This window comes from Kribbella catacumbae DSM 19601, from assembly GCF_000372465.1.
Taxonomy (GTDB): domain Bacteria; phylum Actinomycetota; class Actinomycetes; order Propionibacteriales; family Kribbellaceae; genus Kribbella; species Kribbella catacumbae.
The window spans coordinates 31866-51312 of record NZ_AQUZ01000050.1 but is presented as its reverse complement, the minus strand read 5'-3'; the positions used below and the strand labels follow the sequence as shown (position 1 = coordinate 51312).

16 protein-coding genes are annotated in these 19447 nt (G+C 67.8%); 12 read left to right on the top strand and 4 right to left on the bottom strand.

Features of this window, described 5'->3' with window-relative positions; translation table 11 throughout:
- Nucleotides 1-100: 100 nt before the first annotated feature.
- The 8 genes from modB (at nt 101) to A3ES_RS0135370 (ending at nt 12152) form a co-directional block, all read left to right on the top strand.
- A complete protein-coding gene (modB, locus tag A3ES_RS0135405) occupies nt 101-823 on the top strand; it encodes a molybdate ABC transporter permease subunit (protein ID WP_020391582.1) in 723 nt (240 codons plus the stop codon).
- Entirely contained in the window at nt 820-1884 is a 1065-nt protein-coding gene (locus tag A3ES_RS0135400) for an ABC transporter ATP-binding protein (protein ID WP_020391581.1), read from the top strand. The genes modB and A3ES_RS0135400 overlap by 4 nt, the downstream gene beginning before the upstream one ends.
- Nucleotides 1885-2771: 887 nt before the next feature.
- On the top strand, nt 2772-3740 hold the full coding sequence (locus tag A3ES_RS0135395; protein ID WP_026163499.1) for a catalase family protein: 969 nt from the start codon (nt 2772-2774) through the stop codon (nt 3738-3740).
- Between the two features lie 248 nt (nt 3741-3988).
- A complete protein-coding gene (lanKC, locus tag A3ES_RS0135390; RefSeq protein ID WP_020391579.1) occupies nt 3989-6571 on the top strand; it encodes a class III lanthionine synthetase LanKC in 2583 nt (860 codons plus the stop codon).
- Nucleotides 6572-6575: 4 nt separating this feature from the next.
- A complete protein-coding gene (locus A3ES_RS53565) occupies nt 6576-6710 on the top strand; it encodes a SapB/AmfS family lanthipeptide (protein WP_020391578.1) in 135 nt (44 codons plus the stop codon).
- A gap of 134 nt (nt 6711-6844) precedes the next feature.
- Nucleotides 6845-8812 carry a prolyl oligopeptidase family serine peptidase gene (locus A3ES_RS0135380; protein ID WP_020391577.1) on the top strand — a complete coding sequence of 656 codons (1968 nt, stop codon included), beginning with the start codon at nt 6845-6847 and terminating at the stop codon, nt 8810-8812.
- A complete protein-coding gene (locus A3ES_RS0135375) occupies nt 8809-10467 on the top strand; it encodes an ABC transporter ATP-binding protein (RefSeq protein ID WP_020391576.1) in 1659 nt (552 codons plus the stop codon). Before A3ES_RS0135380 ends, A3ES_RS0135375 begins: the two co-directional genes overlap by 4 nt.
- Complete coding sequence (locus tag A3ES_RS0135370; RefSeq protein WP_020391575.1) at nt 10464-12152, top strand: ABC transporter ATP-binding protein; 1689 nt, start codon at nt 10464-10466, stop codon at nt 12150-12152. Before A3ES_RS0135375 ends, A3ES_RS0135370 begins: the two co-directional genes overlap by 4 nt.
- On the opposite strand, the gene A3ES_RS0135365 is transcribed toward A3ES_RS0135370, so the two are convergent.
- Nucleotides 12131-12730 carry a response regulator transcription factor gene (locus tag A3ES_RS0135365; protein ID WP_026163498.1) on the bottom strand — a complete coding sequence of 200 codons (600 nt, stop codon included), beginning with the start codon at nt 12728-12730 and terminating at the stop codon, nt 12131-12133. The genes A3ES_RS0135370 and A3ES_RS0135365 overlap by 22 nt on opposite strands.
- A gap of 610 nt (nt 12731-13340) precedes the next feature.
- Between A3ES_RS0135365 and A3ES_RS0135360 the strand changes: the two genes are divergently transcribed.
- Complete coding sequence (locus tag A3ES_RS0135360; protein WP_020391573.1) at nt 13341-13985, top strand: transglycosylase family protein; 645 nt, start codon at nt 13341-13343, stop codon at nt 13983-13985.
- Between the two features lie 112 nt (nt 13986-14097).
- On the opposite strand, the gene A3ES_RS0135355 is transcribed toward A3ES_RS0135360, so the two are convergent.
- From A3ES_RS0135355 to A3ES_RS0135345, 3 genes are read right to left on the bottom strand one after another with little or no spacing between them, the layout of a single operon-like run.
- Nucleotides 14098-14745: a class I SAM-dependent methyltransferase gene (locus A3ES_RS0135355; protein ID WP_020391572.1), complete on the bottom strand. Its 648-nt coding sequence runs from the start codon at nt 14743-14745 to the stop codon at nt 14098-14100.
- Nucleotides 14746-14752: 7 nt separating this feature from the next.
- A complete protein-coding gene (locus A3ES_RS0135350) occupies nt 14753-15397 on the bottom strand; it encodes a Pr6Pr family membrane protein (RefSeq protein ID WP_020391571.1) in 645 nt (214 codons plus the stop codon).
- Nucleotides 15398-15438: 41 nt separating this feature from the next.
- A complete protein-coding gene (locus A3ES_RS0135345) occupies nt 15439-15996 on the bottom strand; it encodes a 2TM domain-containing protein (RefSeq protein ID WP_020391570.1) in 558 nt (185 codons plus the stop codon).
- Nucleotides 15997-16072: 76 nt separating this feature from the next.
- Between A3ES_RS0135345 and A3ES_RS0135340 the strand changes: the two genes are divergently transcribed.
- From A3ES_RS0135340 to A3ES_RS0135330, 3 genes are all read left to right on the top strand, one after another.
- Nucleotides 16073-16672, top strand: coding sequence for a TetR/AcrR family transcriptional regulator (locus tag A3ES_RS0135340; protein WP_020391569.1), 600 nt, complete (start codon nt 16073-16075; stop codon nt 16670-16672).
- 75 nt (nt 16673-16747) lie between these two features.
- Nucleotides 16748-17266, top strand: a complete 519-nt coding sequence (locus A3ES_RS0135335) for an AAA family ATPase (protein WP_020391568.1) — start codon at nt 16748-16750, stop codon at nt 17264-17266.
- Between the two features lie 49 nt (nt 17267-17315).
- Entirely contained in the window at nt 17316-19421 is a 2106-nt protein-coding gene (locus tag A3ES_RS0135330; protein ID WP_020391567.1) for a molybdopterin-dependent oxidoreductase, read from the top strand.
- Nucleotides 19422-19447 lie beyond the last annotated feature (26 nt).

The window sequence follows — 19447 nt, the reverse complement described above, 5'->3', positions numbered from 1 at the left end:
TGAGAAGTTGGCTGGGGTGAGGGGGCGGCGGGAGCGGGTTCAGGGGCGGTTGCCTCTGGTCTTGTTGCTGCCTGCGCTGTTGGGGCTTGCGTTTTTGCTTGTGCCGTTGGCTGGGCTGCTGGCTCAGGCGCCTTGGGCGACGTTGCCCTCGCGGCTCTTCAGCGCTGACGTTGGGCAAGCGCTGCGGCTTTCACTGCTCTGTGCCAGTGCGGCGACCGTCATCTGTCTGCTTCTGGGCGTCCCGCTCGCCTGGCTGCTCGCCCGCGCCGAGCTCCCCGGTCGCGGGCTCATCCGCGCGCTCGTGACGGTTCCGCTTGTCCTGCCCCCGGTAGTCGGCGGAGTCGCTCTGCTTCTGGTCCTCGGCCGGCGCGGGCTCATCGGGGAACGCCTGGACCTCTGGTTCGGCTTCTCGCTTCCTTTCACGACGGCCGCGGTGATCGTGGCCGAGGCGTTCGTCGCGATGCCGTTCCTGGTGATCTCGGTGGAAGGCGCCCTGCGCGCAGCCGACCCGCGGTACGAGGAAGCCGCCGCGACCCTGGGTGCCGGTCGCTGGCTGACCTTCCGCCGCGTCACCCTCCCGTCGATCGCGCCGGGGATCGTCGCGGGCGCAGTACTGTGCTGGGCTCGCGCGCTCGGCGAGTTCGGCGCGACCATCACCTTCGCGGGCAATCTCCCAGGCCGGACGACGACCATGCCGTTGGCTGTCTACTTGGCGCTGGAGACCGACCCCGACGTGGCCGTAGTACTGAGCGTCGTCCTGCTGGCCGTGTCAGTCGTCGTCCTCGCCTGCCTGCGGGAACGCTGGATCAGTGGTCTGCGATGACCCTGTACGCCGACCTGCACGTGACCCGCGACGCCTTCCGGCTCGACCTCGAACTCACCGTCGAGCCGGGTGAGGTCGTCGCCCTCCTCGGACCCAACGGAGCCGGCAAGAGCACAGCGATCCGCGCGATCGCCGGGCTGCTTCCGATCACCGAAGGGCGGATCCGGCTCGGTGACGACCTCTGGGACGCCCCGCCGCGCGTCTTCCGGTCGGCGGACCGGCGGCCGATCGGGGTCGTGTTCCAGGACTACTTACTCTTCGACCACTTGAGCGCCTTGGAGAACGTAGCTTTCGGCTTGCGCGCCCGAGGCACCCACAAACGAACAGCACGCGCCGAGGCAGCCCGCTGGCTCGAGACGGTCGGCCTGTCGGAGTACGCGCGAACTCGCCCGCGCTCACTGTCCGGCGGGCAGGCGCAGCGCGTGGCCCTCGTCCGCGCCCTTGCGACCTCGCCCGACTTGCTCCTGCTGGACGAACCGCTCGCGGCACTCGACGCCAGTACGACGTTGCATGTCCGCGCCGAGCTCGGCCAACACCTGAAGCGGTACAACGGCCGCACGCTGCTCGTCACGCACGATCCGCTGGACGCGATGGTGCTCGCCGATCGTCTGGTGATCGTGGAGGACGGGCAGATCGTCCAGGAGGGCGCGCCAACCGAGATCGCCCGGCGACCGCGCACGGAGTACGTGGCTCAACTGGTCGGCCTCAACCTCTACCGCGGTACCGCCGACAGCAACATCGTCGCGCTCGACGGCGGCGGCACGGTGACCATCGCCTCACCATCCCAGGGCGCAGTCTGCGTCGCCTTCCCGCCGTCCGCAGTCAGCCTCTACCCAGAACGCCCAACCGGCACTCCGCGCAACACCTGGCCGATGCAGGTCGCCGGCGTAGAGCAACACGCCCACACCGTACGAGTCCGCCTGACCCCCCACAACGCCCCAGCCCCGGCAACCCTCCTCGCCGACATCACCACAGCAGCAGTAGCCGACCTCCACCTCGCCCCCGGCCAACTACTCCACGCCACCCTCAAGGCCACCGAAATCCAGACGTACCCGGCCTGATTCCCCCCACGCACCTCCTCCGTCGCAGCTCCCGCCGACCCCGGTACGCACCTCCTCCGTCGCCGCTTAGGAAACGGCGTGGTGGCTCGCGTGATCGTCCGCGTACTCCAAACCCGGCTAGTCCGCCGGACCCGATCGGGAATCCGAGGCAAAGAGGCGGGCCTCCGGACCGCCACCACACACCAAGGTGGCCTCGGGCGGGCGTCTACGCCTGCTGGCAGTCGGGGCTCCGGTGATTGGGGGAGGTTGGTGTGTGGTGGGCGTCCGGGCGGCGGACGACGGCCGCTCAGGCTCGGAGCCACTGGCTGCCGCGAACCAAGGCGGCTACGGCTGATGGCGGTCGCGGATCCGGTGATTGGGGAGGTTGCTGTGGTGGCGGTCCGGGGCACGCAGGCGGACGGGTCCGGCGGCTCCCACCCCTGCAGTTCCTACGCCTGAGGGGGTTAACTCCTCGAATGGGGGTTCGCCCCTTGGTCTAGCAGGGGGCTAACCCGCTGAGGAGGGGTTGACCCCACGGTTCGCGGCTGTGTGGGGATGCCAGGGTCGGTCGCCTACCCAGCAGCTCCGGCCAACGGGTGCCGGCGGAGACGCCGCGAGGGCGCGACGCAGGAGCGCGGAATGAAATTGCACCAAGCATGGCCTCAGGCTGGCTCGACATCGCGGGCCGCACCCGGCTGGCAACGCCGGGCGAGCCCTGCGCCCACCCGGCCGTCAGCGCATCTCGACACCTTCGCGGTCAAGCACGGTGACCTCGACCGAGCCGCGACGCAGGAGCGGCGACACCGGGTGGGCGGGAGCGGCGAGGCAGGAGCCGCGGTGGGAAGTGGTCGGTTGCCGAGTGCAACATTTGCGGAGGCGGATACTGGGTGGGACCGCTGGATCCGGTGATGGGAGATGTTGTGGCCGAGCCGAGTACTGAGTGGCGTGAAGTGACTCTTCCTGGGGAGGCTGAGCGGCATCAGCGGCAGGGGGTTGCGTTTGCTGAGATGCAGGGGCACAAGGATGAGAGGTTCGGTACCGGGCGGGCGCTTCATCGCCAGCAGATCGCCGCGTTGAGGGCAACGCTGGAGGTGGCTGCCGACCTCCCGGCGCACGCCAAGCAGGGCATCTTCGCGATCCCGAGCAAGTACGACGTCTGGATCCGGCTGTCCAACGGCGGCTTCAACCGCGCGCCGGACAGCACCCCGGACATCCGTGGCTTCTCCCTCAAGGTGCTCGGCGTCAGCGGGCCCGCCGCGCTCGGTGGTGAGGCGGTCTCGCAGGACTTCGCGATGATCAACCACGAGCGGTTCAGCTCGGCCACCAGCGAGGACTTCACCACCATCGTCACCACCGGCGGCAGCACCCCGGGCAAAATCCTGCTCGGGCTGCTCAAGAACCCCCGCCTGATCCCGAAGCTCAAGCACGTCCAGGCCGCGCTCAAAGAGCCGTTCAGCGGGTTCGCCACCCACGACTTCTTCACCGCGGCCCCGATCGCCTTCGGCCCGTACGCCGTCCGCGTGAAACTCGCCGCGGCCTCCACCGAGGTCAATCCGGCCGCGAGCGACGACTGGGCCGCCGACATCTACCAGCGACTCGACCAGGGCCCACTGAGCTGCGACCTCCAGGTCCAGTTCTTCACCGACGAGCAGCACACCCCGATCGAGGACGCCTCGGTCAACTGGGACGCGCCGTACCTGACCGTCGGCCGGCTCATGATCCCCCGGCAGCACGCCGACGCCGGCTTCGGCGAAGAGGTCGAGGCCGCCACGTTCGACCCCTGGAACGCACTCGTCGACCACCGCCCGCTCGGTGAGGTGATGCGGGCCCGGAAGGTCGCCTACTTCGCCAGCCAGCAGCACCGCTCAGCCAAGTGATCGACCGGCAGCGTTCGCACGATCAAATCCAGCTGAAGTTACGGCCCGTTACGTCACCGGCACGAATTGACATGATGTAACACCGCTTTCACCGCTCAAAGTGATCATCGCGTAACAAAGAGTGGTTACTTACCCATCCGTAGCGTGTGAGTTCTTCACGGTCTAGTCATGACGTCATGCACTACGCCAGCCCTGCTCGCGTTGCCCAAGATGTGCCGGGCAAGCGATGAGAAGGGGGGCGAACCGCCATGGAAAGTTACGAGCTCTACTGCCTGGCCGACCGGCGTTTCTACGAGACCCCGACGAACCGGGGTGCCGAGCATCCGGACTTCGCGCTCTGCACCCGGCCGGTACCGACCGGCTGGCAGCACGTCCCCGGCGATACCTGGATGCACTACGCGCCGGACGGTCTCGAACTGCCGTCCCAAGGCTGGAAGATCCACGTCTCGTCCGGCCTCGAAGACGCCGAGCGCACGCTCGCCGTGGTGTGGGACTACTGCGTTCCCCGCGGCATCGCGTTCAAGTTCCTGCGCAACGAGCCCGTGATGGTGATGGTCAACTCGAAGTCCGCCCCGCGCGGTTCGAGCGGCAAGCTGGTCACCATCTACCCGGCCGACGAGGCGCAACTGGAGCTCGTACTCAAGGAGCTCGACGGCCTCCTGCAGGGAGTCCGCGGCCCTTACATCCTGAGCGATCTCCGGTACGCCGAAGGCCCGCTCTTCGTCCGGTACGGCGCATTCGTCAGCCGCTACTGCCTCAACGAAGGCGGCGAGCGCGCACTCGCCCTCGAGGACGACCGCGGCCGGCTGGTCCCGGACCACCGCTCGCCGACCTTCTCCATGCCGCCGTGGATCACCCTGCCGGCGTTCCTGGAAGCCCATCTGGAAGCGCGCAACGCGGTCACCACCAACGAGCTGGCGTACACGATCGAAAGCGTCATCCAGTTCTCCAACGGCGGCGGCGTCTACCTCGGCCACCACAACGAGACTGGCGCGAAGGTTGTCCTCAAGGAAGGCCGGCCGCTCGCCGGGCTGGACATGAGCGGCCGCGACGCGGTCGCCCGGGTCGGTCACGAGCGCGACATCCTGCAGCGCCTCGAGGGACTCGACGTGGTCCCGAAGGTGCACGACTACTTCGAGCTCGGCGAGCACCACTTCCTGGTCCAGGAGTTCGTCGACGCGAACCCACTGCAGCGCGAACTCGTGCGCCGCTACCCGCTGACCCATCCCGACGCGACCGAAGCCGAACTGGCGGAGTACGCCGAATGGGCCGCGCAGATGGTCACGGACGTCCAGGACGCGGTCGCCCAGCTCCACGGCCGAGGCGTCGTCTTCTGCGACCTCCACCCGGACAACGTCCTCCTGAGTGATGGCGGCCGGATGGTCCTGATCGACTTCGAGGTCGCCACCCTCGTCGAGGAGCAGGCCCGATCGGCACTCGCCCATCCCGGGTACTCCGCTCCCGGCGACCGGCAAGGCCCGGATGTCGACCTCTACGCACTCGCCTGCATCACCCTCGGCCTGTTCGCGCCGCAGACGACGATGTTGCTGAATCTCCATCCTGGCAAGGCTTTCCAGCTCGCCGACATGGTCGCGGAGACCTTTCCGGTGCCGAGGGCAACACTCGACGCGGCTGTCCGCACGATCGTCGGCCCCGATCTGACCAGCGACCCAGAGATGGAATCGCTCGCCCTGCCGGGCCGCGCCGAGTGGACCGACATCCGCGCGGCAATCACGAAAGCAATCGTTGCCAGTGCCACTCCGGACCGCGACGACCGCTTGTTCCCCGGCGACATCGCGCAGTTCCAGCCCGGCGGTGGCACCAACCTGGCCACCGGCGCCGCCGGCATCCTTTACGCACTGGCCAAAACGGGCGCCGGCCGCTTCCCGGAGTACGAGGACTGGCTGCGCAAGCATTCCATCAGCTCCGAGATCGGCCCCGGCCTGTACGACGGACTGCACGGTGTCGCGCACGTACTCAATGAGCTCGGCCACGAGCAGGACGCGCTGGACCTGGTCGAGCGCACACTGGCCGACGAGTTCGAGACCCGTGAGCTCGGGCTGCACTCCGGCCTGGCCGGGATCGGCCTCAACCTGCTGCACTTCACCAGCGAGCCGTCGCTGCGTGCGAAGGCGATCCACGTGATCGACCTGGTCGCGGACCGGCTCGGCGACGTCGACGACGTACCGGAGACGAGTGGTGAGGGAAAGCCGCGGGCCGGGCTCATGTACGGCTCGTCCGGTCCTGCGCTGCTCTTCCTCGAAGCGTACGAGCTGACCGGCGACACGGGCCTGCTCGATCTCGCGGAGATCGCCATCAGGCAGGACCTGCGGCGTTGCCTCCAGACGCCGGACGGCATGCTCCAGGTGAACCAGGGCTGGCGCACACTCCCTTATCTGGAAGAGGGTTCGGTCGGTATCGCCCTCGTCCTGCAACGCTTCCTGCACCGCCGCCCCGACTCGGAGCTGGCCACGGACCTCGAAGCCCTGCGGCGGGTCACCCGCTGCTCGTACTACGTCCAGCCGGGCCTGTTCATGGGTCGTGCCGGTCTCCTGCTCGCCGCTCCCGCACTGGGTGCTGCGTCTGCTGGAGAAGGAGAGCTCGACGACCTGATCCGTGGCCTCGGCTGGCATGCGATGCCGTTCGAAGGCGGACTCGCGTTCCCCGGCAACCAGTTGCTCCGTCTCTCGATGGACCTGGCGACCGGATCGGCCGGCGTCCTGCTGGCCCTGGGTGCCGCGCTGCACGAGCAGCCGGTCACCCTCCCGTTCCTCGGATCTCCCCAGTGGTCCGAGTCCTCATCCCTACCAAGAACATCTGAGGAGGTGTAAACAAATGGCACTTCTCGACCTTCAGGGTCTGGAGACCCCCGGTTACGGCGGTGGCCACCACCACGGTGGTTCCACGCTGACCGTTCTCGGCTGCGGTTCCCACCGTCCGAGCAACCTGAGCCTCGTGCTCTGCCACTGATCGGAGCTATGCCCCAGCTGCGAGGTCTGTGAGTGATGGACCGCAAGGCTGAGGTACCCAGGTTCCGGGGGCCCTGGGTGGGCAGCATTCCCACCCAGGGCCGAACCTGTTTCCCGCCACGGGAGGAGGCATCCGTGCACCACCTCGACCTGAGCTATCCCGACGCCGAGCGTCTGCCGCTTGTGGACCACCTGCACGGGCACGCGATCCCCGATCCGTACCGCTGGCTGGAAGACGCCACCACGCCGGAAACCCAGCAGTGGCAGGCGATCCAGGACCAGCTCTGGCTGAACCACGCGACGACGCTCCCCGGACGGTACAAGCTCCGCAACCGGGTCCGAGCATTGTCCAGCGTCGGCTCGGTCTCCGCACCCGTCTGGCGAGGCGACCGCTGTTTCGTCCTCCGCCGGTCAGCCGGCCAAGAACATCCAGTCCTGTACGCCGATGACGCGCCGCTCGTGGATCCGCAGCAACTCGACCCGACCGGCCGCATCACGCTCGACAGCTGGCAGCCCTCACCCGACGGAGCCCTGCTGGCCTTCCAGATCTCGCGCGGCGGTGACGAGCAGTCGATTTTGCACGTGCTCGACGTCGCCACCGGTCAACTGGTGGACGGCCCGATCGACGGCTGCCGCTACTCCCCCGTCGCCTGGCTTCCGGACGGGAAGTCCTTCTATTACGTGCGATTCCGCCAGCTACTGCGCCACCACCTCGGCCGGCCTGACGATGATCGGCTGCTCACCGACGAAGCGTCGTACGGGTTGGACCTCAGCGCCGACGGGCGCTGGCTGACGATCTCCGCGTCGCGCGGACCGGCCAACGATCTGTGGCTGACGGATCTCCAGCAGGACGGTCCGCCAACCGTCGTGCAGCAAGGCGTCGACGCGATCACCGTGATGTCGGTCAGCCGCGAGGGACGCCTGTACGTCGTGACCACCCGGGACGCTCCCACCGGCAAGATCTGTGTCGGTGATCCCGAGGATCCGCAGGTCTGGCGCGACTTCATCCCGGCCGATCCCGCGGCGCCGCTCAGCAGCCTGGCGATTCTCGACAAGGTGGTGCTCGTCGGCCGGACCAGGAACGCGGTCGGCGAGATCGCGATCCACGACCTGGTCACCGGCCGCCATCTCGGCGAGGTCCCACTCCCCGGCGTCGGCTCAGTCGGTTCGCTGTCGATCCGTCCGGAGGGCGGCCACGAGGTCTGGTTCTCCTACACCGACTCCGTCACCCCCGCAGCCATCTACCAGTACGACGCCACGTCGGCCCGTACGACGTTGTGGTCGCCGCCGCCGGGCGCGATCGGCGTACCGGAGGCCGAGTCGCGTCAGCTCGACTACACCTCGACGGATGGCACCGAGCTCCAGATGCTGATCGTCGCCAAGCCGGGTGAGCACGGGCCGCGACCCACAATCCTCTATGGCTATGGGGGTTTCGGGCAGTCGCTGACGCCGACGTACTCCGCTTTCACGCTGGCCTGGGTCGAGGCCGGCGGCGTGTTCGTGACGGCCAACCTGCGCGGTGGTGGCGAGCGGGGCAACGACTGGCACAAGGCCGGCATGCTCGACCAGAAGCAGAACGTCTTCGACGACTACCTCGCCGCCGCCGAGACGCTGATCACCGAAGGCTGGACAACGCCGGACCAGCTCGCGCTCTGCGGCGAATCGAATGGCGGCCTCCTGGTCGGAGCCGCGATCACCCAACGGCCAGAGCTCTTCGCCGCCGCGGTTTGCTCGGCGCCGCTGCTCGACATGGTCCGCTACGAGCAATTCGGGCTGGGCCAGAGCTGGGTGCCGGAGTTCGGTTCCGCCTCGGATCCCGCGCAGCTGGCGACGCTGTTGTCCTACTCGCCGTACCACCGCGTGCGATCCGGCGTTAAGTATCCGGCCGTGCTGTTCACCGTCTTCGGTGGTGACACCCGCGTAGATCCCTTGCACGCTAGGAAGATGTGCGCGGCGCTGCAACACGCGACCGAAGGCGACCGACCCGTCGTACTGCGCTTCGAGGGCGACTCAGGCCATGCAGGCGGCTCGTCGAGCAAAGGCATCGGCTTGGCGGCCGACATGCTCGCCTTCCTGGCTCATCACACCGGGTTGTCCCGATGACCGCCCTCACCTTCGGAACGGTCGCACGGCACGGCAGAGGCTGGCTGCCGCTGATCGGCCTGACCGCGATGGTCAGCAGCGCGGTCACCCTCGCATTGCCGTCCGTGCTGGGACATTCCGTCGACGCGATCGTGGCCGGAGCCGACTACGGCCGCTGGTTCACGATCGCTGCTGCTCTGATCGTGACCGGCATCATCTGCAGCCTGATCGACACCTTCGCTGGGACAGCCTGCGTCGCCGGGACCACGGCCTGGCTGCGACACCGATTGGTCGGCCAGGTCGTCCGTGGTGGGCCCGAGGGCAGCCGCGAGTTCGACACCGGCGATTTGGTCAGCCGGGTCTCCGGCAACACTTCCGACGCTGCTCAGGCAGGTCCTGCGGCCGTCACCACGGTCGCGGCCATGGCGCCCCCGATCGGCAGTCTGGTCCTTCTCGCTGTCATCGACCCCTGGCTCGCGGTCGCCTTCTTCGGCGGCGTGATCCTCGTCGTCGGAGTGCTCTTCGTCTTCGCCCGCCGGACCGCCGAGATCAGCCTCGCCTACCAGGAGACCCAGGGCCGGATCTCCGCTCTGTTGACCGAATCGCTCACCGGACTCCGCACGATCGCCTCGGCCGGGACGACGGCCCGCGAGGAACGCCGCATCCTCGGCTTCCTGCCCGAGCTCCACAAGCACGGTCTGGAGACCTGGAAGGTCCTGGCCCGGTCTGGCGCCCAGGCCGCGATCGTCGGTCCCTTGGTCCTGGTCGCGGTTCTCGCCGTCGGCGGACTGCAGCTCGTCGACGGCCGGATCACCGCCGGCGAGCTGTTCGCCGCCAGCCAGTACGCCGTACTGGGCGCAGGTCTCGGCGGTCTCACCGGTGTGATCGGCGAGATCGCCCGAGCCCGTGCGGGGGTCCAGCGCGCAGCCGAGGTGTTCGCCATCGACTCGGTCGTGCACGGCACTCTGCCCTTGCCGCCCGGCCCGGGCCGGCTGACGTTCGACGGCGTGACGGTCGCCACGGCGGACGCAGTACTGCTTGAGAATGTGCATCTCGAACTTCCCGGCGGCGCAACGGTCGCTGTGGTTGGGCCCAGTGGAGCTGGCAAGTCAGTCCTTGCATCACTGGCCGCCCGTCTCCGTGATCCTTCCGTCGGTCAGGTGCTGCTCGACGGCGTACCGCTACCGGCGATCAGCCGACAAGCCCTCCGTACTGCGGTCGGCTGCGCCTTCGAACGGCCGACCCTCGTCGGCACGACCGTGGGCGACGCGATCTCGCACGACGCGGTCGGCCCGGTCCGGACCCTGGCCGCTGCCCGCGCGACCCATGCTCACGATTTCGTCAGCCGCCTCCCTGACGGCTACTTCACCCCGTTGCCCAAGGCACCTATGTCCGGTGGCGAGCGGCAACGACTCGGGCTGGCCAGGGCCTGGCCGGCGCAGCGCCTGCTGGTGCTCGACGACGCGACCTCCAGCCTCGACACCGCGACCGAGATGCAGATCAGCAAGACGCTGACCGAGGACCGCCATCGCCGGACCCGCTTGATCGTCACGCACCGAACCGCGACCGCGGCCCGCGCCGACCTCGTCGTGTGGCTGGACGTCGGCCGGGTCCGCGCCGTCGGGCCGCACCAGGAACTGTGGCAGGACGCCTCCTATCGCGAGGTGTTCGGATGAGACGCGAACTCCGCTATGGCGTCGAGGCCCTGCGCAAACGGCCGACCCTGAAGCTGGCCCTGTGGTCGGTGCCGGACATCCTCCCGACCGCCATCTACGGTGTCGCCGTCGCCCACGCCACCGACAACTTTCTCGCCGGCCACGCCTGGCAGGGCATTGCCTGGCTCGGCGGCCTGGTCGCGACGGCCTGTCTCGGCGCCGCCGGCTCCCACCAGGTCTACGGCCGCCTGGGCGACCTGGTCGAGCCACTCCGGGACGACCTCGTACGCCGGGTCGTGGGTGGCGCGCTGCGGACTGGTGACGACGCCGCGGTGGCTCGCTTGAACCGTCAGGTCGAGATCGTCCGGGACACCTTCGCCGGGCTGGTCCTGGTGATCCGGAACTTTGCGGTCACGCTGTTCGGAGTACTGGTTGGGTTGTTGTCGCTGGCGCCTTTGGTGGCGGCGTTCGTCGTACCGCCGTTCCTGGTGGGGTTCGCGTTGTCGCTGGCGGTGCTCGGGATGGCGGCGGATCGGGTGCGGGCGTCTCTGCAGGCCGATGAGGAGTTGGCGACTGCGTCCGGGATGACCTTCGGTGGCGTGCGGGACATTGCTGCCACTGGCGCTGAGGAGTTCGCGGAAAAGCTTGTGGGGCGCCCGATCGAGGCTCAGGCGGCCGCGGAACGGTCACTGGCGAAGGTAGCCGCGCTACGGACGCTTTGCTTTGCGGTCGGCGGCTGGGCGCCTTTGCTGATTCTGCTCGCAGCCGGGCCTTGGCTGGTTGGGCGCGGGATCAGCACAGGCACCTTGCTCGGCGGGCTTACCTACGTGCTGATCGGCCTGCAGCCGGCGCTGAACACGGTGATGGGTGCGCTCGGGGACAGCGGGCTCCGCTACGTCATCACCCTCGGCCGCATCCTCGATTCAGCTGCCCCGGTCGTCACGCCACGTCCGGTCGACGAGGTCAATGGGTACCAGCTTCGCCTGCGTGGCTTGACCTTTGCCTATGGGCCTTCCGCGGATCCTGTGCTCGAAGACCTCGAGTTGACCGTGGCCGAAGGCGAGCACCTGGTCGTGGTCGGTCCCAGCGGCATCGGCAAGTCCACCCTTGCGGGACTCGTCTGCGGGATGCTCGCACCGACCAGTGGCCGGGTGCTGCTCGGCGGCGTACCGCCCAGCGAAGTACCGGTGGAGCGACTGGCCGCGACGCGGGTCCTGATTCCGCAGGAGGCGTATGTCTTCAGTGGGCCGTTGATGGAGAACTTCACCTATCTGTTGCCGGACGCAACGATCTCCGAGGTGACGCAAGCGGTCGAGGCGGTCGGTGCCGCCCGGTTGGTCGAGCGGCTCGGTGGTTTCGGCGCTCGGGTTCGGCCTGATGACCTGTCGGCCGGCGAGCGGCAACTGATCGCGCTGGTCCGGGCCTACCTGTCGCCGGCGCCGCTGGTGGTGCTCGACGAGGCGACCTGTTTCCTCGATCCCGAGGCCGAGCGCCGTGCGGAGGAGGCGTTCGCGGCGCGAGGTGGCACCTTGATCGTGATCGCGCACCGGATCAGCTCCGCACTGCGAGCACGCCGGATCCTCGTCCTGGACGGCAACAAGGCCGCCATCGGCAACCACCCGACGCTGGTCCGGAACTCACCGCTCTACCGCGAACTCCTCGGCCACTGGCAGCCCGGAGGTGATCAGATCCAGCCCGCGTCCTGAGCCTTGCGGATCGCTTCGATCCGGCTGCGCGCACCCGTCTTGGTCAAGATCCGGGACAGGTAGTTCCGCACTGTGCCGGCACTCAGACTGAGTGTCCGGGCGATTTCCTGCGCGGTCGCACCGGTCGTCACCTGCCGCAGTACTTCGCACTCGCGATCGGTGAGCGGATTGTCACCCGCCTTGAGCGCCGCGACCGCGAGCCGGACGTCGACAACCGGCAGCCCTTTGGCCACGTCGCGGACCGCCTCGACCAGCTGGTCGGTCGACGAGTCCGTCGCGATCAGCCCGATTCGGGGAGCCTGCTTGACCAGGGCCAGGCTGGTGGCCGCGATCGCCTCGTGATCGATCAGCACCAGCACGCCGCGGCCGGCCAGCTTGAGGCAGAGGTCCTCGATCCCGATCCGGCCCGGCAGTTGAGGGTCGAGCAGCACGACATGCGGCCGCCGGGCGACTGCCGCCAGGACGTCGTCCGAGCGGTCCAGCTCGGCCACCACGTCGAGATCGTTCTCCCTTGACAACACCGCGGCCAGTGCACCTCGCACCATCGTGCCGCGGTGGCCGAGGACTACTCGGATCACCGCTGCCCCCATCACCCATCGAATCGCCTCATCGCGGGCCGGCCAGTGGTCGGGCCCGTCCCTGGCTCAACGAGCGAACTCGGCCGATGGCACGCGCGAATCCGGTCCGGCGCCTCAAGCAAGCGCTTGTCCACAGAGTGAGAACACCGCCGGGAAACCGTCCGGTCTCAGGCGGGAAACCGTTCTGTTGTTGGGTTTTCGGGACCTTCGAAGTCTGCAAATCTTCGGCCGATCCGCCGATCCCTCTTGCGCTCCGGCGCCTGGTCGAGCACGATGGGCCGGTCACGTCGTTACCGATGCGTGATCATTCGGACGCTGTCTCGTGACCTGCCCGGATGTTCGTCCCCTGCACCCCGGAAGGGAGTGGTACCTCACCAGACTGCGGAGCCCGGTGCGGCCACTGGCCATCCAGCGGCCGGCGATCCGAGCCTCACGCACCTAGGTGACGTCCACCTTCACCTCGCACCGGCCGCACTTGCCCGGGAGCGAGGTTCTCGGGGCAAGTGCGCACGCGGCTGAATCATCCGGGCTGGAGAACTCCGCTCTGCACATTCTGACCCCACCCCACCACCCCGGTCAGGTCACCCAGCTCATGAGGAGCAGAACGCTGATGTCCAAAGCTCGACATGCCCGACCCCGGCGAAGTACCCGCCGAGTAGTCCGGACCCTCTCCATCGCCGGCCTCGGTGCCGGTATCACCGCCGCAGGCGCCGGTGGCGCCTTCGCCGCCGACTACAAGGTCAAGGCCGGCGACACGCTCTCCGAGATCGCCCAGGCCAACGGCCTCGACTGGCACCAGCTGGCCAAGGCGAACAATCTCGAGAACCCGGACCTGATTTTGATCGGTCAGTCCCTGCAGCTCGACGGCGTGACGAAGCCCGCCGTCCGGCAGACCGAGAAGAAGCGGACCTCCCAGCCGACCCGCACGGTCAAGAAGACGACGGTCAAGAAGACCGAGCGCAAGGCCCGTGCAACTCGCTCCGACAACCGGCCCTCCACCGGTAACGGCAGCGTGAGCATGAGCGCAGCGTGGAAGAAGGTCGCCAACTGCGAGTCCAGCGGCAACCCGCGGGCCGTCAGCCCGAACGGCAAGTACTTCGGGCTGTTCCAGTTCGACAAGCAGACGTGGCGCAGCGTCGGCGGTTCCGGCAGCCCGGCCCAGGCGTCGGCAGCCGAGCAGCTCATGCGCGCGAAGAAGCTCTATGCCCAGCGTGGCGCATCCCCGTGGCCGGTTTGCGGCCGCTTCCTGCGCTGACCTTTCTGTCCCGATCGACAGGACATAGTCGGCCTTTCGGCCTGGCGCCACGCTCACGGGAGCGGCAGCCGGGCGCAGTACGGGCACTATGTCCTGTCGGTCGGGACACAATTCAGCGGTTCAGGACCAGCATCTGATCGGCGCCGACCTGGAACTCGTAGGGAACCTTGCGGATCTCGGATCGCACCGGGGACAAGGCTTTCAGCAGGTCTGGTAAGTACAAAACCGGTTCGCCCGCGCCCTGCTGGACGAGCGGGAAGATCCGTACCTCGGACCGGCTGACCCGGACCAGTTCCTTCAGCGCGGCGAGATGCCAGTCCTGGTCGTACTTGTCGGACCAGGTGAAGAGCAGATGCGAGCACAGCACCAGGTCGAACTGCCCGTCCTCGAACGGCAACTCGGGCAGGCTGCCCGCGACGTACCGCTCGGGCGCGATCGACACGTCCTGCAGGAAGCGATCGGCCGCCTCGATCCGCAACTCGTCCTTGCGAGCGGGATCGCCGTACCAGTTCCAGACGAAGCTCGCGGCGTGCTGGTCGACGATCTGCGAACCCGCCGGCAGGCTGCGGCGTACGGTGTCGACGAGTTCCGCGGTGGGCATCTCGTACGCCGGATCGACCGCGACCGCATCGACACCCCGCGCAGCCGCCTCCGCGGTGAAGCTCGCCCCGCCGGCGCAACAGTCGAGCACGGAATCGGGGAGTTCGGACAGGTCGAACATCGCCTCGTACTCGGCGTACGAGCGGGACGTCACCAGCACCTTGGCACTACCTCTCGACGGTTTGTCTCCCGAGCCGGCGGTCGAGAAGAGTGGCCCCGGCTGCCAGAGCCAGGAACAGTAGCGCGACGAACAGACAGTTCAGCAAGACCCTGCCGTAGCCGTGCTCGCCGACATCGACGAAGGGGTACGGGTAGAAGCCCGTTCCTTCGCCGCGGATCAGCGTGAACGCCAACCACAGCAGGGGAAACACGAGCGACCAGGAAACAATCCGTCCATCGGTACGCCGCCGCGGCCCGAAGAACAACCACCCCAGTACGCCGAGCAGCGGGGCGATCGTGTGGACGATGAGGTTCGCGACCCAGGCCCAACCGGACAGATCGTCGATGTCGGCCAGCACCAGGTGGTAGACGATCCCGGTCACCGCGATGCAGAGCACTCCGTTGAGCCGCAGCGTCTTGAACCACGCGCTGTCCTGGTTGCCGGCCTGGAGCGCCAGCAATAGACACGTCCCACCGAGCAGCAGGTTGGACTGGATCGTGAAGAACGAGAAGACATTGAGAACCCGCTCGGGGTTGTCCCTGTAGAAGCCTTCGCCACCGGTGGACGTACCGCTGACGAACAGTTGGATCACTATGCCGAGGACGACCACCGCCGCGGTGACGCCGAACCAGACCCGCCCAGCCTTTGTCATGCTCGCAAATGTACGGCTTTCGGACGGGTCTGGCTGGGAGGTCAGGCGGGTTGCTTCTCCTCGATCTTCTGGTCCTCGTCTTTGTCGATCTCGGTGCTGTAGCTGAACGAGACGAAGCCGTCGATCACCAGCACGAGGGTCCAGATCCACGCCGGGCCGAGCAGAGCGTCGAATCCCTTACCGGACAGCAGCCCGAGAGCGATCATCACGCCGACGCCAACGCCGTACGCGAGCACGTGCCGGTACCAGCCCTGGCGCTCGCGGCGCGCCTTCTCGCGGGTGCCCTTCTTCGGCTTGACCGGTCGCGGCCCACCGGCGAACTTGTACGCCGCCCAGCCGTCGGCCCACTTGAGGCTCTGGTGACCGAAGCCGACGCTGACGCCGATGAAGATCGCGGCCAGCGAGTGCTTGAACGAAGGCTCTCCCCCGGACCGGATGTCGATCACGCTGGCGACCAGCATCACCACGTCGACGAGCGGGACCATCGCGAGCAACACCATGCCCACCCGCGGCAGCCGCAACAGGTACCGCGTCAGCATGCCTGCGGCCAGCAGGACCCAGAAACCGATCTCGCACCCGGCGATCACAGCGAGCAGCACGGGATTCACCCTTCCGTTTATTCAATACGACCGTGTCAATACAACGACTCTAACACGGCCGTGCTAAAAAGGGCAGATGCCAAAGATCGTCGACCACGACGCCCGCCGCGAGGAGATCGCCCAGGCCCTGTGGCGGGTGGTCCGCCGCGACGGCATGCGCGCCGCCTCGGTTCGTACCGTCGCCGCGGAGGCAGGCTGGTCCGCCGGCGCCGTCCGCTACTACTTCCCCGACCAGGACGGGCTGATCGCCTTCGCGATGGACCTGGTCTCCCGCCGGGTCCGGACGAGGATCAGCGCGATCGAGCCCACCGGTACGCCGACCGAGATCGCCCTGCGCTACCTGGAGGAGGTGATCCCGCTGGACGCCGAGCGGCAGGCCGAGTTCGACATCTGGCTCTCCTTCACCGCCCAGGCACAGGCCGACTCCGGCGCGGGCGTCCTGCGCGACCTCCTCACCCAGGTCAATCAGAGCCTGCGCGACCTCTGCGAGTCCTTGCTCGTCAGCCTCTCCCAGACCGGCGCGCTCCGGTCGGATCTGAACCTCGATCGCGAGACCGAACGCCTGCACGCGATCATCGACGGCCTCTCCCTGCACGCGGCCGTCCAGCCGACCGCCAGCACTCCTGATCGCGTCCGAGAGATCCTTCGCGCACACCTGCAAGAACTAGAGCGTTGAAGCAGTTGTCCAGTAGCAAAGAAGATCTGGGTAAGGGCTGACTAAAAGGTTGTCCTGGGTGGCACCATCCCCTACATGGAGACCGAGGGGGTGATCGTCGTCAGCGGGATCATGGCGGCCGGCAAATCCACCGTCTCCCAACTGCTCGCCGAACGCTTCCAGTACGGCGTCCATCTGCGCGGCGACGTGTTCCGCCGGATGATCGTCAGCGGTCAGGCCTCGTCCGCGATCGAGAACGGCGCGGAAGCGCAGAAACAACTCAAGTTGCGCTACCGGCTGGCCTGCCAGGCCGCCGACGGCTACGCGCAGGCCGGCTTCACCGTCGTCCTGCAGGACGTCGTGATCGGTGAACTGCTGCGGGAGTTCCTCGACGGCATCCAGACCCGGCCGCGATACCTGGTCGTGCTCACTCCCCGGCCCGAGGTGATCCACAACCGGCTCGGCTCCGAGCACAGGCACTCGGTCGACGAGCTCGACTACGAGCTGCATGCCTTCAGCCCGCGCCGCGGCCTCTGGCTGGACAATTCCGACCTGTCCCCGAACGAAACCGTCGACGCCATCCTCGGCCGCCTCGACGAAGCCCGCTTCGAGTAGCGGCTCGCCCCAGGTAGTAGACGTCGCTACCCAGGAGTAGTTTGGCTGGATGGCGACCGTGCGGCGTACTTCGTGCAACCTGTGTGAGGCCATCTGCGGCGTGCTCGTGACCGTCGAGGGCGGCCGCGTCACCGACATCCGCGGCGACGAGGCGGACCCGCTGTCCCGCGGACACATCTGCCCGAAGGCGGTGGCGCTACGCGACCTCCAGGAAGACCCAGACCGCCTCACCCAGCCGGTACGGCGTACTGCCACCGGCTGGCAGGAGATGGGCTGGGAGGAGGCCTACACGTACGTCGCCGACCAGCTGAGGTCGGTCCAGAAGGCGCATGGCAAGAACTCGATCGGCGTCTACCTCGGCAACCCGAACGTGCACAGCGTGGGCGCGATGACGCACATGCCGACGCTGGTCCGGCTGCTGAAGACGCGGAACCGGTTCAGCGCGACGTCGGTCGATCAGCTGCCGCACATGCTCGCGTGCCATCTGCTCTACGGGCACCAGTTGATGGTCCCGGTCGCCGACATCGACAGGACGTCGTACCTCCTGATGCTGGGCGCGAACCCGCTCGCGTCCAACGGCAGCATGATGACGGCGCCTGGCTTCGGCCGGCGACTCAAGGAGCTGCAGAAGCGCGGCGGGCGGGTCGTGGTCATCGACCCGCGGCGGACCGAGACGGCAGCTGTGGCGGATGAGCACCACTTCGTCCGGCCGGGCACGGATGCTGCATTCCTGCTGGCCTTGATCCATGAGGTTCTGCGCGACGGATCGGCGAAGCCGGCGCAGTACGTGGATGGTCTTGACGTGGTGGAGTCGGTGACCCGCGAGTGGACGCCCGAGCGCGCGGCTTCCGTGACGGGGATTCCGGCGGAGGACATCCGGCGGATCGCGCGCGAGTTCGCCGCTGCGGAGACCGCCGCTTGTTACGGACGGCTCGGGGTGTCGACGCAGCAGTTCGGCGCGATCTGCCAGTGGGCCGTGCAGGTGCTCAACATCATCACCGGCAACCTCGACCGGCCGGGCGGGTCGATGTTCCCGCGGCCGGCTGTCGACACGCTGCGCGGGATCGGGCGGGGGCACATCGGCGTCTGGAAGAGCCGGGTGCGATCGCTGCCCGAGTTCGGCGGCGAGTTGCCGGCGTCGGTGATGGCTGAGGAGATCTCGACGCCGGGCGATGGGCAGATCCGCGCGATGGTGACGATCGCGGGCAATCCGGTGCTGTCCACGCCCAATGGACGCAAGCTCGACGAGGCGCTGGAAACCCTTGATTTCATGGTCTGCGTCGATCCCTACATCAACGAGACGACCCGGCATGCGGACGTGATCCTGCCGCCGACGCCACCGCTGGAGCGAGAGCATTACGACTTGGCCTTCCACCAACTCGCAGTACGGAACACGGCTCGGTGGAACGACGCAGTACTGCCGCGGCCGTCGGAGTCGCGGCACGACTGGGAGATCTTCCGGGGGCTGGGGCTGGCGTTGTTGCGCGATGCGCCGCGGAGCCGGAAGACGGCTGTCGCGTCGTTGCGTCTGCGGTTGTCGCCTCGCCGCGTGGTCGATCTTGGGTTGCGGATCGGGCCTTATCGGCTGTCGGTCCGGAAGCTGCGGAAGTCTGTCGGCGGCGTGGATCTCGGGCCGTTACAGCCCGCTCTGCCCGGTGGGCTGTACACGAAGTCGAAGCGGATCGATCTTGTACCGGCGTTGATCGTCGATGAGCTGCCGAGTGCTTTTGAGGCTTTGTTCGCCGATCGTGATGGCGATGGGCTGCTGCTGATCGGGCGGCGGCATCTGCGGAGCAACAACTCCTGGATGCACAACTCGGCTCGCTTGGTGAAGGGCAAGCCGCGCCATCAGTTGCTGATGAATCCGGATGATCTGCGCGAGCGGGATCTCAGCGATGGGCAGCTGGTGGAGATCAGCTCTGCTTCGGGCACCGTGTCGGTGGAGGTTGCCTCTAGCAACGACATGATGCCCGGCGTGGTCAGCCTTCCGCACGGCTTCGGGCATGGCAGGCCAGGGGCCAAGCTCTCGGTGGCCAACCAGGTCGCCGGGGCGAGCGCCAACGACGTGACGGATGCGGCTCTCACCGATCACGTGTCAGGCACCGCCGCGCTGAACGGCGTACCGGTGAAGGTCACAGCAGCCCCCGCCGGCTAACCACCGCCCTGCCCCCACCACCCCAA